This window comes from Salinibacterium sp. ZJ450 (genome assembly GCF_011751885.2).
Lineage (GTDB): Bacteria > Actinomycetota > Actinomycetes > Actinomycetales > Microbacteriaceae > Ruicaihuangia.
Genome location: NZ_CP061771.1, coordinates 1202720 through 1216875 on the forward strand (window position 1 = coordinate 1202720; position 14156 = coordinate 1216875).

Annotated in this window: 17 protein-coding genes; 13 read left to right on the forward strand and 4 right to left on the reverse strand. The window is 66.7% G+C overall.

Translation table 11 applies throughout. The features are described from left to right. The first annotated feature begins 3 nt into the window (after positions 1-3). On the forward strand, positions 4-879 hold the full coding sequence (dapF, locus tag HCT51_RS05765) for a diaminopimelate epimerase (RefSeq protein ID WP_166871195.1): 876 nt from the start codon (positions 4-6) through the stop codon (positions 877-879). On the opposite strand, the gene HCT51_RS05770 is transcribed toward dapF, so the two are convergent. Then, positions 880-1488, reverse strand: a complete 609-nt coding sequence (locus HCT51_RS05770; protein WP_166871197.1) for a class I SAM-dependent methyltransferase — start codon at positions 1486-1488, stop codon at positions 880-882. 42 nt (positions 1489-1530) lie between these two features. On the opposite strand from HCT51_RS05770, the gene hflX reads away from it, so the two are divergent. Beyond that, complete coding sequence (hflX, locus tag HCT51_RS05775; protein ID WP_166871199.1) at positions 1531-3051, forward strand: GTPase HflX; 1521 nt, start codon at positions 1531-1533, stop codon at positions 3049-3051. Positions 3052-3093: 42 nt separating this feature from the next. Here the strand turns inward: hflX and lexA are convergent, their stop codons facing one another. Continuing rightward, the gene (gene lexA, locus HCT51_RS05780) at positions 3094-3765 is read right to left on the reverse strand and encodes a transcriptional repressor LexA (RefSeq protein ID WP_191413779.1); all 672 of its coding nucleotides are present in this window, start codon (positions 3763-3765) and stop codon (positions 3094-3096) included. Positions 3766-4082: 317 nt separating this feature from the next. Here lexA and HCT51_RS05785 point away from each other — a divergent pair, with 317 nt between their 5' ends. The 7 genes from HCT51_RS05785 (at position 4083) to HCT51_RS05815 (ending at position 9947) form a co-directional block, all read left to right on the forward strand. Further along, positions 4083-4475 (forward strand): hypothetical protein, encoded by a 393-nt coding sequence (locus tag HCT51_RS05785; protein WP_166871204.1) that lies wholly within the window; start codon positions 4083-4085, stop codon positions 4473-4475. A 45-nt stretch (positions 4476-4520) separates the two neighbouring features. Then, positions 4521-5597 carry a histidinol-phosphate transaminase gene (locus HCT51_RS05790; RefSeq protein WP_166871206.1) on the forward strand — a complete coding sequence of 359 codons (1077 nt, stop codon included), beginning with the start codon at positions 4521-4523 and terminating at the stop codon, positions 5595-5597. Next, a complete protein-coding gene (gene hisB / locus HCT51_RS05795) occupies positions 5594-6202 on the forward strand; it encodes an imidazoleglycerol-phosphate dehydratase HisB (RefSeq protein ID WP_166871208.1) in 609 nt (202 codons plus the stop codon). Before HCT51_RS05790 ends, hisB begins: the two co-directional genes overlap by 4 nt. A 3-nt stretch (positions 6203-6205) precedes the next feature. Further along, on the forward strand, positions 6206-6838 hold the full coding sequence (gene hisH, locus HCT51_RS05800; RefSeq protein WP_166871210.1) for an imidazole glycerol phosphate synthase subunit HisH: 633 nt from the start codon (positions 6206-6208) through the stop codon (positions 6836-6838). 71 nt (positions 6839-6909) lie between these two features. Next, positions 6910-7659 (forward strand): bifunctional 1-(5-phosphoribosyl)-5-((5-phosphoribosylamino)methylideneamino)imidazole-4-carboxamide isomerase/phosphoribosylanthranilate isomerase PriA, encoded by a 750-nt coding sequence (priA, locus tag HCT51_RS05805; RefSeq protein ID WP_166871212.1) that lies wholly within the window; start codon positions 6910-6912, stop codon positions 7657-7659. Between the two features lie 3 nt (positions 7660-7662). Then, positions 7663-8418 (forward strand): SseB family protein, encoded by a 756-nt coding sequence (locus tag HCT51_RS05810; protein WP_166871214.1) that lies wholly within the window; start codon positions 7663-7665, stop codon positions 8416-8418. A 185-nt stretch (positions 8419-8603) separates the two neighbouring features. Further along, on the forward strand, positions 8604-9947 hold the full coding sequence (locus HCT51_RS05815) for a pyridoxal phosphate-dependent decarboxylase family protein (protein WP_224760697.1): 1344 nt from the start codon (positions 8604-8606) through the stop codon (positions 9945-9947). A 2-nt stretch (positions 9948-9949) separates the two neighbouring features. On the opposite strand, the gene HCT51_RS05820 is transcribed toward HCT51_RS05815, so the two are convergent. Beyond that, the gene (locus HCT51_RS05820; RefSeq protein WP_166871218.1) at positions 9950-10279 is read right to left on the reverse strand and encodes a DUF1844 domain-containing protein; all 330 of its coding nucleotides are present in this window, start codon (positions 10277-10279) and stop codon (positions 9950-9952) included. Positions 10280-10522: 243 nt separating this feature from the next. Between HCT51_RS05820 and infC the strand changes: the two genes are divergently transcribed. From infC to HCT51_RS05840, 4 genes are all read left to right on the forward strand, one after another. Further along, the gene (infC, locus tag HCT51_RS05825) at positions 10523-11152 is read left to right on the forward strand and encodes a translation initiation factor IF-3 (RefSeq protein ID WP_166871407.1); all 630 of its coding nucleotides are present in this window, start codon (positions 10523-10525) and stop codon (positions 11150-11152) included. Further along, positions 11145-11339, forward strand: coding sequence for a 50S ribosomal protein L35 (gene rpmI, locus HCT51_RS05830; protein WP_166871220.1), 195 nt, complete (start codon positions 11145-11147; stop codon positions 11337-11339). The genes infC and rpmI overlap by 8 nt, the downstream gene beginning before the upstream one ends. 13 nt (positions 11340-11352) lie before the next feature. Then, positions 11353-11745 (forward strand): 50S ribosomal protein L20, encoded by a 393-nt coding sequence (gene rplT, locus HCT51_RS05835; RefSeq protein WP_166871222.1) that lies wholly within the window; start codon positions 11353-11355, stop codon positions 11743-11745. A gap of 106 nt (positions 11746-11851) precedes the next feature. Then, positions 11852-12661: a TrmH family RNA methyltransferase gene (locus HCT51_RS05840; protein ID WP_166871224.1), complete on the forward strand. Its 810-nt coding sequence runs from the start codon at positions 11852-11854 to the stop codon at positions 12659-12661. A gap of 313 nt (positions 12662-12974) precedes the next feature. On the opposite strand, the gene HCT51_RS05845 is transcribed toward HCT51_RS05840, so the two are convergent. Continuing rightward, a complete protein-coding gene (locus HCT51_RS05845; protein ID WP_166871226.1) occupies positions 12975-14039 on the reverse strand; it encodes a 2,3-butanediol dehydrogenase in 1065 nt (354 codons plus the stop codon). Between the last annotated feature and the right edge of the window lie 117 nt (positions 14040-14156).

Below are 14156 nucleotides of genomic sequence, written 5' to 3' on the forward strand. Positions count from 1 at the left end.
CGCGTGACCACTCTGCACTTCACCAAGGGCCACGGCACGGGCAACGACTTCGTGCTGTTCGCCGACCCCGACGGCCAAATAGACCTGACGCCTGATCAGATCGCGGCAATCGCCGACCGCCACTTCGGTGTGGGCGGCGACGGTGTGATCCGCGCGGTGAAGTCCCGGAACCTCGCCGACGGCGCCGACGCCCTCGCCGAGGACGACGGGGCCGAATGGTTCATGGACTACTACAACGCGGACGGCAGCATCGCCGAGATGTGCGGCAACGGCATCCGCGTGTTCGCGCGCTTCCTCTTCGACAACGGGCTCGCCGAACTCGCGCCCGGTGACACCATGGCGATCGGCACCCGCGCGGGCGTGCGTGACCTGCAGCGCAACCACACCGGATTCCAGGTCGACCTCGGCCGCTGGCAACTCGATGGCGGAGAACCGCTGGTGCGGGCGAAGAACCTGCCGGTAGCCCGGCCCGGCCTCGGCATCAGCGTGGGCAACCCGCACGTGGTGGTCGCGCTCGCGAGCGACGACGAACTGCAAAGCGCCGACCTCACATACATCCCCGTCCTCGACCCGCCAGCGCCGAACGGCGCCAACGTCGAATTCGTGGTGCCGAGCGACCCGCTGGTAAAAGACGGCGTCGGACAGATCCGGATGCGCGTGCACGAGCGCGGCGTGGGGGAGACCCTGAGCTGCGGCACCGGTGCCGCGGCGGCGGCGCTCGCCACCCGGCACTGGGCAGGTTCTGGCGCGCCTAACCAGTGGAAGGTCGAGGTTCCCGGCGGAACCGTGGGCGTGCGGATGTTCCCGACCGAGGACGGAGAGCACGTCTCGCTGAGCGGGCCCGCGGAGCTGGTCTACGAGGGCACCCTGACGATCTAGCTACCGCTTGCGCGCCCGCAGCACCCGGAAGCCCTTGTTCGTCGCGGCCTTGGTGAAGCTGTAGTCGTCAGGGAACGTCGTCTGCAGCCAGCGGTGCAGCGAGTCGGAGCCGAGGTTCTTGGCAACCACCATCCACGCGTCGGCGTCGTGCTCCAACCGGGGCAGCCAGAGCTGCAACATGTTGTGCAGCTCGTCCTTGCCGACCCGGATCGGCGGGTTCGACCAGATGGTCATGAACCGGATGTCGTCGGGAACATCTTCCGGGCGGACCGCGTTGACATTGGTGGCGCCGACCGCGTCGGCGTTCCGCCGCACCAGGTCGAGCGCACGCTCGTTGACATCCACCGCCCACACGGTGGCGCGAGGTGACAGCAGAGCCAGGGTGAGCGTGATCGGCCCCCAGCCGGCACCGAGATCGAGCAGATTTCCGCCGGGAGGAGGCGCGGGCGTGTTGGCCAGCAGCACTTGGGTTCCGACGTCAATACGATCGGGGCTGAAGATGCCGCTGGCGGTGGTCAGCTCATAGGTTTCCCCGGCGAGGCGGGCGTGGAAATGACGCAGATTGGCCTCGCTCGCGGGCATCTGGGAAAAGTAATGCTCGGTGGCCATGCAGAGAAACTTACCGAATACCAAGGAACTAGGGTTAAGCCAATGACTGATGACTTGTCGCCCGACGACGGCCAGAGCGCCGTTGACCGCGTCCTCGCCGCTGAGGGCAGCCGCGCCGCAGGCTACACGCGGTTCGGATCCGGCCGCGCCACGGCGCTGAACGCCACCGACAACTACGTGGGATCGGCCGACGGCGACCAGTTCGAGCGCGAGGACCGGGCAGCGCTTCGTCGCGTGCAGGGCCTGTCGACGGAACTGGAAGACGTCACAGAGGTTGAGTACCGGCAGCTGCGGCTCGAGAACGTCGTACTCATCGGGATCTACTCGAGCGGGTCGCTCGACGACGCCGAGAACTCGCTGCGCGAACTGTCCGCCCTGGCCGAAACCGCGGGCGCCGTCGTGCTCGACGGGCTACTGCAACGTCGGCCGCATCCCGACCCCAGCACCTACCTCGGTAAGGGCAAGGCGCAGGAATTGGCCGACATTGTGCGCGCCGTCGGCGCCGACACCGTCATCGCAGACACCGAGCTGGCCCCGAGCCAGCGCCGTGCGCTGGAGGATGTCGTGAAGGTGAAGGTGATCGACCGCACCGCCGTCATCCTCGACATCTTCAGCCAGCACGCGAAGAGCCGAGAGGGCAAGGCCCAGGTGGAGCTGGCGCAGCTCGAATACCTGCTTCCCCGACTGCGTGGCTGGGGTGAGTCGATGAGCCGGCAGGCCGGTGGACAGGTCGGTGGCGCCGGCGCCGGAATGGGCAGCCGCGGACCCGGTGAAACCAAGATCGAACTGGACCGCCGCCGCATCCACACCCGGATGGCGCGGCTGCGCAAGCAGATCAAGGGATTCTCGCCCGCCCGAGAGGCCAAGCGGGCCAACCGTGGACGCTTCGAAGTGCCGAGCGTCGCCATCGCCGGCTACACCAACGCCGGCAAATCCAGCCTGCTCAACCGCATCACCCAGGCCGGGGTGCTCGTGGAGAACGCCCTGTTCGCCACCCTCGACGCCACCGTGCGACGCAGCCGCACCCCCGACGGCCGGCTGTACACCCTCGCCGACACTGTCGGATTCGTGCGCAACCTGCCGCACCAGTTGGTGGAGGCGTTCCGCTCCACCCTCGAAGAGGTCAAACAGTCCGACATCATCGTGCACGTCGTCGATGGCTCACACCCGGATCCGGGCAGTCAGATCGCCACGGTGCGCGATGTGATCGGCGAGATCGATGCCCGCGACATCCCGGAGATCCTGGTCTTCAACAAGGCCGACCTGATCGATGACGACCAGCGCCTGCTGCTGCGCGGACTGCAACCCGACGCGATCTTCGTCTCGGCGCGCACGGGCGAGGGCATCGACGAACTGCAGCGGCGGATCGCCGAGGTGCTGCCCGCGCCCGAGGTCGAGGTCACGCTGCTCGTACCGTACGACAGGGGCGACGTCATTTCGCGCCTTCACGTGCAGGGCAGAGTGCTGAAGACGGAGTACCTGGAAAAAGGCACCAGAGTGCGGGCGCTGGTTCACCCATCACGGGTGGACGCGCTCACCGACTTCGTCGAGCACCGCGGCTGAGCGGCCCCGCCGCTCGGTGACCGGGTCGGCGGGATCCGCCGGTCAGACCGACCGGAGCACCGCCACGACCTTGCCCAGCACCTCGGCGAAGTCGCCGAGGATCGGCTCGAAGTTGGAGTTGCGCGGCAATAGCCAGGTGTGACCGTCGCGCTGCCGGAACACCTTGACGGTGGCCTCCGAATCGAGCATCGCTGCCACTATGTCGCCGTTCTCGGCCGTCTTCTGCTGTCGCACCACAACCCAGTCGCCGTCACAGATCGCGGCGTCGATCATCGAGTCGCCCACCACCTTGAGGATGAACAGATCACCCTTGCCGACCAGCTGGCGGGGGAGGGGGAACACCTCTTCGATCTGCTGCTCCGCGGTGATCGGGATGCCGGCCGCGATGCGGCCGACCATCGGAACCATGGCGGCGTCGCCGAATGGGGCAGCGGACTCGGTCGGCTCCTCCGATCCTGGCAGGTCGATCAGCACTTCGAGGGCGCGCGGACGGTTGGCGTCGCGGCGCAAATACCCGCTCAACTCGAGCTGATTCAGCTGATGCGTGACGCTGGACAGTGAGGCGAGGCCTACGGCGTCGCCGATCTCGCGCATGCTCGGCGGATAGCCGTGCTGCGCGACCGAGCGCTGAATGAACTCCAGCACCGCGAGCTGCTTCTCGCTGAGACTCTTCCGGCGGCGCGTGCGGCGCTCCGGCTGCTTGCTGTCGTCCATCCGTGCCCCTTTCGACCGACTCATTCGACTGATCCACATCGAATGTCGGTGGTGCCTGATTGCCTGTGTTCAGACAATCGAAACTGTATCCAGCATTCGGGCCGTAGGCAAACATCTGTTCTAGTGTGTCGGGCCGTCACCAGCCGCATCGGTGACAGATGAATTCTTCACAGAAAACGATTGACACTTCGAACATTCGAAAGTATGTTCGGAACACAGCTTCGCATCCGGCGCTCCCGGCCGAGCGCCGGATGCGAGCTGGCCAGCATCGCCCCAGCACCGGAGCGAACAAGCACCACCGGAGAGAAGGAGTAGTAATGAGCACCGCACTGATCGGCACCACACCCCGCCCCACCACGGTGGTCCGCTCCCGCCTGCGACTGACCCGACGAGGTCGGGTCGTGTTCACTGCTCTGGCCTCGCTTCCCCTCGTGGTCGGCGCGCTCGTCGTCTCGTTGAACGGCGGCGGAGCCGTCGCCACGACGGATGCCTCGATTCCGTCATTCGAGTACGTGACCGTGGGCGCCGGCGAATCGCTGTGGGGCCTGGCCGAGTCACTCGCGCCGAGCGCCGACCCGCGCGACGTGATCACCGACATCCTCTCGCTCAACCAACTGAGCATCGGCGACGTGCATCCCGGCGTGCAGCTCGCCTTGCCCGAGGTGTACTCGAACGCCGCCCAGTTCTCCAACGCTGCGCCTTCTCAGTAAGCCCCGTGGCGACGACGCCCACCGAGCGGGTTCTAAAATAGCTCAGTGACTTCTCTCGCTGACCTCCCCATCCGCGACGACCTGCGCGGTCAGACGCCATACGGCGCCCCGCAGAAGCGAGTGCCCATCGCACTCAACGTCAACGAGAACACGCATCCGATCCCCGAGGATGTGGCGCAGGACATCGTCGAGCGGATCGCGCAGGCGATCCTCACGATCAACCGCTACCCCGACCGCGAGTTCACCGAGCTGCGGGACAGCCTCGCCGGCTACCTCGGCCACGGGCTGACCCGCGACAACGTCTGGGCCGCGAACGGCTCCAACGAGGTGCTGCAGCAGATCCTGCAGGCCTTCGGCGGTCCGGGACGCAGCCTGCTCGCCTTCCCGCCCACCTACTCGATGCACTCCATCCTCGCCACGAGCACCGGAACACGCTGGCTCGAAGGCGAGCGGGATGCGGAGTTCGAGATTTTCCCCGCCACCGCGGTGCGGGCCATCACCGAGCAGCGGCCAGACATCGTCTTCTTCTGCTCGCCGAACAACCCGACTGGCACCCCCGTCTCGCTCGAGACCATCGCGGCCGCCTATGACGCCACCGACGGCATCGTCGTGGTCGATGAGGCCTATGCCGAGTTCGCCCCCACCGGCGAGCCGACGGCGCTCACCCTGCTGCCCGGCCGCCCGCGGCTGATCGTCTCGCGCACCATGAGCAAGGCCTTCGCCTTCGCCGGCGCGCGGCTCGGCTACCTTGCGGCCGACCCGGCGATCGCCGACGCGATGCGACTGGTGCGCCTGCCGTACCACCTGTCCGCCTTGACCCAGGCTGCCGCCAACGCCGCGCTCGCGCACGCCGACGAGATGCTCGCCATGGTCGACGACATCAAGGCGCAACGCGATCGCATCGTGCGCGAGCTGACCGCGCTGGGCTACCACGCGTACACCAGCTGGTCCAACTTCGTACTGTTCGGGGGAGTGGACGACCCGAACGCGGTATTCGAGACGCTGTTGGCCGAGGGCATCCTGATCCGCGATCTCGCCATCGACGGGCACCTGCGGGTCAGCGCCGGCACCGAGGCCGAGACAACGGCGTTCCTCGCCGCGATGGCTAGGATCAAGGCATGAACCAAGAGCCCCGCGTCGCCCGGATCGATCGTGCGACCAGTGAGTCGAACATCGAACTCGAACTGAACCTCGATGGCACCGGCACGTCCGAGATCAACACCTCCGTGCCGTTCTTCGACCACATGCTCACCGCATTCTCGAAGCATTCGCTGATCGACCTGACCGTGCGGGCGCACGGCGACGTCGACATCGACGTGCACCACACCGTCGAGGACACCGGCATCGTGCTCGGACAGGCAATCCGTCAGGCGCTCGGCGACAAGGCCGGGATCGCCCGCTACGGCGACGCTCACGTGCCGCTCGACGAAGCGCTCGCCCGTGCCGTGGTCGACGTGTCTGGACGTCCCTACCTGGTGCACAGCGGCGAGCCTGCCGGTTTCGAACACCACCTGATCGGTGGCCACTTCACCGGATCGATGGTGCGTCACGTGTTCGAGGCGATCACGTTCCACGCCGCGCTCACCGTGCACGTCACACTGCTCGCCGGCCGTGACCCGCACCACATCGCCGAAGCGCAGTTCAAGGCCTTCGCCCGCGCCATGCGGCAAGCCATCCAATTCGACGCCCGCGTGAGCGGCGTCCCCTCAACCAAGGGTGCTCTGTAGATCGTGGCCACACCTACCGTCGTCGTCCTCGACTACGGCTCCGGAAACATTCACTCAGCGGCGAAAGCCGTGGAGCGCGCGGGCGCCCGCGTCGAGCTGACCGCCGACCGGGCGAAGGTCGCCGCAGCCGATGGCCTGCTGGTCCCCGGGGTCGGCGCCTTCGCCGCGGTGATGCAGCAACTGCGCGCCGTGCGCGGTGACGAGATGATCGACCGCCGCCTCGCCGGTGGCCGGCCGGTGCTCGGCATCTGTGTGGGCATGCAGGTGCTGTTCGATCGCGGCATCGAACGGGGCATCGACACCGAGGGAATCGGCGAATGGCCAGGCACCGTCACCGAGCTGGAGGCCGACGTGCTCCCGCACATGGGCTGGAACACGGTCGAGGCGCCGGAAGACTCCGCACTGTTCTCTGGTGTCCGCGACGAACGTTTCTACTTCGTGCACTCCAACGCCGCGCAGCGCTGGTCGCTTGACGTGCAGCCTCCGCTGCCGGCCCCGCGGCTGACCTGGGCGACCCACGGCACCCGCTTCCTCGCCGCCGTCGAGAACGGCCCGCTGTGGGCCACCCAGTTCCATCCCGAGAAGTCGGGCGAGCCCGGCATCCGGTTGCTCCGCAACTGGCTGGACAGCCTGTAGGCCGTGCCCGGTCTGGAGGAGTACGATCTTGTGTTTGTGCTTTCTGGCACCACACCCCAACCAAGGACATCATGAGCGAGTTCAATACCACTCCGGCCCTGACCCTGTTGCCGGCCGTCGACGTGGCAGACGGCAAGGCCGTTCGCCTGACGCAGGGCGCGGCGGGCAGTGAAACCAACTACGGCGACCCAGTGGATGCCGCGGAGGCCTGGGTCAGCCAGGGGGCCGAATGGATCCACCTCGTCGACCTCGACGCCGCCTTCGGGCGTGGCAACAACCGCAGCGTCATCAAGCGGGTGATCAAGAACATTCCGCGTTCGGTCAACATTGAGCTGTCCGGTGGCATCCGTGACGACGCCAGCCTCGAGGCCGCACTCGCGACCGGCGCCAAGCGCATCAACCTCGGCACCGCCGCACTGGAGAACCCGGAGTGGGCTGCCCACGTGATCTCGGAGTATGGCGAGGCGATCGCAGTCGGCCTCGACGTACGAGGCACCACCCTGGCCGCACGCGGCTGGACCGAAGAGGGCGGCGACATCTGGACGGTCATGGAGCGGCTCGAGGCCGCAGGATGCAGCCGTTATGTCGTCACCGACGTGACCAAGGATGGCACTCTCAAGGGACCGAACATCCCGTTGCTGGTCGAGGTGCTCGAGCGCACCGACAAGCCGGTGATCGCCTCAGGCGGGGTCGCCAGCCTCGACGACATCGCGGCACTGCGCGAGCTGGTGCCCCAGGGACTTGAAGGCGCCATCGTCGGCAAGGCGCTGTACGCCCAGGCCTTCACGCTGGCCGAGGCGCTCGACGTCGCCGGCAACTAACACATGGCACTGGCCGACTCGGCTGGCGTCCCCTGGGAGGGGCGCCACTTCGAGTCGAACACGCGCTCGAGCGATGACGGGTCCGCGCCCCAGCCGTTGATCGACGCGCTCGCGAGGTTCCACGCCGGGGAGGCCACCGAGTCCGCCGTCGTTGATGCGCTGCGCGAATCCCGTCTGCTGATCCCGCTGGTCGCCCACCTCGGCGAGGCGGGCATCAGCGACAGCGGGCACACCATCGACAAGAGCCAGGAACTGTCGATCGTCACCGTCGCCGGACCGGACGGGCGCAACGTTCTGCCGGTCTTCTCCTCGGTCGACGCCATGCAGCGCTGGAACGAGAAGGCACGGCCGGTACCGGCCGACGGCATCCGCGTCGCCCTCGCCGCCGCCAGCGAGAACACCGACATCGTCGTGCTCGACCCGCTCTCCGACACCGAGTTCGTGGTGCGCCGCCCGGCGTTGTGGGCCATCGCGCAGGGCAAGCCCTGGCTGCCGAGCTACCGCGACCCGCAGGTGGTTGAGGCGTTCACCAGCAGCATCGTGACCGAACCGAGTGTGGTCGAGGTGCGGCTGGCCGCCGGCGACCCGGCCGCCCGGTTCGCCGGTGCCGAGGTGCTGGTGTCCCTCACCCTGATCGACGGGCTCAGCCAGGGTTCCCTCGCCGATGTGCTGGAGCGGCTGCAGGCCGAGTGGGCGGCCAGCACCGTGATCGCGGAACGCGTTGACTCGCTGACGGTGAGACTGTTCGCCTCACGCTGACCCGGTCACGCTGACCCGCACGTCACGCTGACTCGCACTGATCAGACTTGATTGACGCCTCCGGAGGCTGGGAGGACAATCGAGGGTGCATGCATCGTGGCTTGCAGAATTCAGGTGTTGTGGTGGAAATCGACAGCGTCGGTCCTGGGTCAGGCAGCATCCGCCCGACTCTGCAGTACAGTCCCGTGATTGATGACGTGGCCGAGCGGGCAAAACGCTGGCTCGAGAACATCGATGACAGGCCGATCCCCGCCGAGGCCACCATCGATCAGGTCAAGGCGGCGCTCGGGCACACCCTGCGCGACACCGGCGCCGACCCGTCAGCTGTGATCGACAGGCTGGTTTCCGCGGTCGAGCCGGGGCTGATGACCATGCAGTCGCCCCGCTTCTTCGGCTGGGTCATCGGCGGCACCCAACCGGTGGCTCTCGCCGCGGACTGGCTGGTGAGCACCTGGGATCAGAACGCTGGAATGCGTGCCCCCACCCCCGGCGTGTTTGCCGCGGAGGAGCTGGCGGGGGAGTGGGTGCTCGATCTGCTCGGCTTGCCCGCCACGGCGGCGGTCAGTTTCGTCACCGGGGCAACCATGGCGAACTTCGTCGGCCTCGCGGCGGGCCGGCAGTACGTGCTCGCCGACCACGGCTGGGACGTCAACCGTGATGGCCTGACCGGTGCGCCGCGCATCCATTTCATTGCCGGTGAGGAACGGCACGGCGCCATCGACCTGGCGGGGCGCTACCTCGGCCTCGGTGAGGCCACCCTGGTCAAGTCCGACGCCCAAGGCCGCATTCGGGTGGACCTGCTCGCCGACACCTTCGCGGACATGCCGGGCCCGAAGATTCTCTGCCTGCAGGCCGGTAACGTCCATTCCGGCTCGTTCGACGACCTCTGGGCGGCGGTCGAGGTGGGGCACGCCGCCGGCGCGTGGGTGCACATCGACGGGGCGTTCGGCCTGTGGGCTGCCGCATCCCCGCGCTACAAGTCGCTGATGGAGGGTCACGTGCGCGCTGACTCCTGGGCAACCGACGCGCACAAGACCCTGAACGTGCCCTACGACTGCGGCATCGCCATCGTCGCGCATCCCGAGGCGATGACCGGCGCATTCGGCATGCACGCCGAATACCTGCCGACCGCCGAAGCCGGCAACGCATACGATCGGGTTCCCGAGCTGTCCCGCCGTGCCCGCGGCGTGCCGGTCTGGGCCACGCTGAACGCCCTCGGACGCAACGGCGTCACCGCCCTCGTCGACGGACTCGCGGATGCCGCAGCCGCACTGGCCGCGGGCCTTCGCACACTGCCCGGGGCGAAGATCGTCAACGACGTGGTCTTCACCCAGGTGTGCTTGGCGATGGCCGATGACGCCACCACCCTCACCGTCGGTCAGCGACTCAACGACGAGGGTGTGGCGTTCGCGTCACCATCCACGTGGCGTGGCCGCGCGGTGCTGCGGTTCTCCGTCAGCAACTGGGCGACGGATGCCACGGACGTGGAACGAACCGTGGAGGCGGTTCGCCGCGCGATAACCAGTTAGCGCTAGTTGACCGGGCCGGTGTACTTCTCGCCGGGGCCCTTGCCCGGCTCGTCGGGGAACGGCGATGCCTCACGGAACGCCAGCTGAACGGTGCGCAGTCCGTCACGCAGCGCCAGCGCGTGGTGGTCGCCCAGGAAGGGCGCGGATGCGGTGACCAGCCCTGCCAAGGCGGTGATCAGCTTGCGGGCCTCATCGAGATCCGTGGCGGCGTCGCCCTCTTCGGCCAGACCACACTTCACTGCTGCGGCGCTGAGCAGGTGGATCGCGACGGTGTTGATGACCTCAACCGCCGGAACCTCAGCGATGTCGCGGATCTCATCTAGCTCGCTCATTTGTGTTTCCTCTGTTATCCTTGTGCAGGCTCCGGGGCTTATCCCCGGTACGAAAGTGGAGATTCTCCCACCCGCGCTTGACCGTTAGACAAGGTTACCGGGTAGTTACACCCCGCCCGTGCGGTCCATTTGGATCATTCGGGTAGTCAGGGTGTGAGCGCGTGAGCGTGTGTATTTCCTCTTTCGTTGACCAATCGGCGCCCGCCGACTGGTGCTGCAGCTTCGTAGAACGAGGAGATACGTATTAGCGATCCCAGAACTAACGACCGAATCCGGGTACCCGAAGTCCGACTTGTCGGACCGGCCGGAGAGCAGGTCGGCGTCGTCAAGATCGAGGTCGCTCTGCGACTCGCACAGGAGGCCGACCTGGATTTGGTGGAGGTTGCTCCCAACTCCAAGCCCCCTGTTGCCAAGATCATGGACTACGGAAAGTTCAAATACGAGGCTGCGCAGAAGGCCAAGGACGCCAGGCGCAACCAGGCGAACACGATCCTCAAAGAGGTTCGTTTCCGTCTCAAGATCGACAAGCACGACTACGAGACCAAGCGCAAGCGCGCTGAAGGGTTCTTGAAGGCGGGGGACAAGGTCAAGGCCATGATCCTCTTCCGCGGCCGTGAGCAGTCACGCCCCGACCAGGGTGTGCGCCTGCTGCAGAAGTTTGCCGAGGATGTCGCGGAGTTCGGAACAGTCGAATCGAGCCCCACCATCGACGGTCGAAACATGGTCATGGTCATTGGCCCGCTGAAGAACAAGGCGGATGCCAAGGCGGAGGCTAACGCGAAGCGTGCAAGCGAAAAAGCTCACGACAAAGCACACGACACCACACAGCACGAGACAGAACAGCACGAGACAACAGAGGAAGAAAATGCCTAAGCAGAAGACGCACTCCGGTGCCAAGAAGCGCTTCAAGCTCACCGGTTCCGGCAAGATCATGAAGCAGCAGTCCGGTATGCGCCACAACCTGGAGGTCAAGTCGACCGACCGCAAGCGTCGCTTGAACCAGGACCAGGTCGTTGCTCCGGCAGACGTCAAGTCGATCAAGAAGCTCCTCGGCAAGTAAGGATTAGAGACAAATGGCAAGAGTAAAAAGAGCGGTCAACGCCGCCAAGAAGCGTCGCGTAATCCTTGAGCGGGCCGAGGGCTACCGCGGTCAGCGTTCGCGCCTGTACCGCAAGGCCAAGGAGCAGGTCACTCACTCGCTGGTTTACAGCTACCGTGACCGTCGCGCCAAGAAGGGCGAGTTCCGTCGCCTCTGGATCCAGCGCATCAACGCCGCGTCGCGCGCGAACGGCCTGACCTACAACCGCCTCATCCAGGGTCTTGGCCTGGCTGGCGTCGAGGTCGACCGTCGCATCCTCGCCGACCTCGCCGTCAACAACCCCGAGACCTTCGCGGCTCTGGTTCAGACCGCGAAGAAGGCCCTGCCCGCCGACACCTCGGCACCCAAGGCAGACGCCGCCGCGTAAGCAGCACCTCTGCGTATGCAGAATCTCTGAACGAGAGGCCCCGACGGGCACCTGACACGGTGCCCGGTTCGGGGCCTTTCGTCTGCGCGGCCCATAAACTGGGGGCATGATCGATAATCCCCGCTCGCCCCGTGTCCGCGCGGTCGCGAAGCTGGCCAAACGGAACGCCCGGTCCGAGACCGGGCTTTTTCTGTTAGAAGGCCCCCAGGCCGTGGCGGAAGCCCTGGAATACCGTCCCGAACTGCTCATGGAGCTGTTCGCGACCCCGACCGCTCTCGAGCGGTACCCCGCGATCCGCGACGCAGCCGTGTTTGCCGAAATCGACATCGAGTTCGTGTCGGAACACGTGCTCGACTCGATGGCAGACACGGTCACGCCGCAGGGCTTCATCGCGGTCTGCCGGCAGTTTCCGACATCCCTCAAGGACATCTTCAACAATGAGCCGAAGCTCCTGGCCATCCTCGAAGAGGTGCGAGACCCCGGCAACGCCGGAACCATCATCAGGGCGGCGGATGCAGCCGGCGCCGACGCGGTGATCCTCACCGGTCGCAGCGTGGACGTCTACAACCCGAAGGTGGTGCGGTCGACGACCGGATCGCTGTTCCACATGCCGGTCGCCATCGCTGCTGATCTGGAGGCGGTGATTGAGCGGGCCAGGGCCGCAGGGATCCAGGTGATCGCCGCCGATATCAAGGGCGACGACCTGCTCGCCGCACGCGAAACCGGTGTGCTTACCGCACCGACCGCATGGCTGTTCGGCAACGAGGCCAGGGGCCTCACCGACGAGCACTATGCGCTCGCGGACAACGCGATTCGGGTGCCGATCTACGGCCAGGCCGAGTCGATGAACCTGGCGACCGCGGCATCCGTCTGCCTGTACGAGTCCGCGTTTTCGCAGCGCAGGCCTGCTGAGTAGGCGCACCGCGCGGTATCGAACGGCGCGGTATCGAGTCGCGTGGCGCGGGCCGGCCCGTGAGCGCCGTACTTTCTAACGAGCGCCGACGCCGTTTCAGCGGCGTTCGACCGTTTCCACGGCGCTCGCGCCGGCACCGCCGACGTTCCGAGGTGAGCGCGGCGTTAACGGCCGAGCGAACCCGCCGCGGCGCCCGCGCTCGGCCGATAATCGCGCGCTCGGCGACGAGGGGCTCCCGCCACCGGCGGAAGCCCCTCGATTCTGCGCGCACTCCGAGCATCGGCACTCAGTGCATGCCCGCTCGGCGCATCGGCACCTAGCGCATCGACACCAGGATCTTCACTTCGTTGTCCTTGTTGGTGATCAGACGCTCGAAGCCCTGCTCGACAATGTCGTCCACCGTGATCTTCGAGGTGATGAACGGCGCGAGGTTGACCTTGCCGCTGCGGACGAGCTCGATCGCCTCGGGGTGGTCACCCGCGTAGCCGATCGAGCTGCCGAGCACGCGGTCCCCGAACGTGAGCTCGCCGGCGATGTTGATCTCGACGGGCTTCGTGTGGATCGCGACGACCTCGAGACGGCCGCCGGCGCCCAGCACCCCGAGCAGCTGGCGCACGACCACGCCGACGCCGGCAGCGTCGAATGCGAGGTTGGCGCCCGCGCCACCGCTGTGCTCAGCAACCACGGCCTTGAGGTCTTCGGTCGAGGGGTCGACCACGACATCCGCGACGCCGGACGTGGCGGCCTTCTCGCGGCGGGCGTTCGAGACCTCGCTGACAATCGTCGTCACGCCCTTGGCCTTGAGCACGGCTGCGACGAGCAGTCCGATGGGGCCGGCGCCGCCAACCACGGCGACCTGACCCGCGGTCGCGCCGGCGTGCTTCACCGCGTGCAGCGCCACCGAGAGCGGCTCGATCAGCGCAGCCTGGTCCAGCGGCAGATCGCCCACCGGGTGCACCCAGCGCTGCTCGACGACGATGTGCTCGCTGAGCCCGCCGCCGCGGCCCGAGATGCCGATGAAGCCCATCTGCTCGCACAGGTTGTACTTGCCGGCCTTGCAGGCGGCACAGGTTCCGTCGACCATGAGCGGCTCGACGACCACCGAATCGCCCACCTTGAGGCCGTCAACGCCCTCGCCGATCTCCTCAACGACGCCGGAGAACTCGTGGCCGAGCACGACCGGCAGCGTCTCGCCGGACAGAGGATGCGGGGAGTCGACCGTCGGCGCGGGAGGCATCGGGCCCTCGTGGAACAGGTGCAGGTCGCTGCCGCAGATGCCGTTGAAAGCCGGGGCGATCTTGACGGTGCCCGGTCGAAGCTGGGGCTCGTCCACCTCCTCGACTCGAATGTCTTCCTTGCCGTAATACAGGGCAGCCTTCATTGCACAATCTCCTTCACTTGGGGACCTTGTGGGTCCCCATCCAGCCTAAGCGCGTGTCGACCGGCACTTTCGACCCCAGCGGGCGGCGCAGACCCCTAATATAAAAAAGCTCACGTT

Excerpts from the sequence above, each read along its gene's own strand:
- hisB (WP_166871208.1), top strand. The coding sequence starts at position 5,594 with ATGAACCAAGAGCCCCGCGTCGCCCGGATCGATCGTGCGACCAGTGAG.
- HCT51_RS05820 (WP_166871218.1), bottom strand. The coding sequence starts at position 10,279 with ATGAGCGAGCTAGATGAGATCCGCGACATCGCTGAGGTTCCGGCGGTT.
- HCT51_RS05810 (WP_166871214.1), top strand. The coding sequence starts at position 7,663 with ATGGCACTGGCCGACTCGGCTGGCGTCCCCTGGGAGGGGCGCCACTTC.
- rpmI (WP_166871220.1), top strand. The coding sequence starts at position 11,145 with ATGCCTAAGCAGAAGACGCACTCCGGTGCCAAGAAGCGCTTCAAGCTC.
- priA (WP_166871212.1), top strand. The coding sequence starts at position 6,910 with ATGAGCGAGTTCAATACCACTCCGGCCCTGACCCTGTTGCCGGCCGTC.
- rplT (WP_166871222.1), top strand. The coding sequence starts at position 11,353 with ATGGCAAGAGTAAAAAGAGCGGTCAACGCCGCCAAGAAGCGTCGCGTA.
- HCT51_RS05785 (WP_166871204.1), top strand. The coding sequence starts at position 4,083 with ATGAGCACCGCACTGATCGGCACCACACCCCGCCCCACCACGGTGGTC.
- HCT51_RS05840 (WP_166871224.1), top strand. The coding sequence starts at position 11,852 with ATGATCGATAATCCCCGCTCGCCCCGTGTCCGCGCGGTCGCGAAGCTG.
- HCT51_RS05845 (WP_166871226.1), bottom strand. The coding sequence starts at position 14,039 with ATGAAGGCTGCCCTGTATTACGGCAAGGAAGACATTCGAGTCGAGGAG.
- HCT51_RS05770 (WP_166871197.1), bottom strand. The coding sequence starts at position 1,488 with ATGGCCACCGAGCATTACTTTTCCCAGATGCCCGCGAGCGAGGCCAAT.
- hflX (WP_166871199.1), top strand. The coding sequence starts at position 1,531 with ATGACTGATGACTTGTCGCCCGACGACGGCCAGAGCGCCGTTGACCGC.
- lexA (WP_191413779.1), bottom strand. The coding sequence starts at position 3,765 with ATGGACGACAGCAAGCAGCCGGAGCGCCGCACGCGCCGCCGGAAGAGT.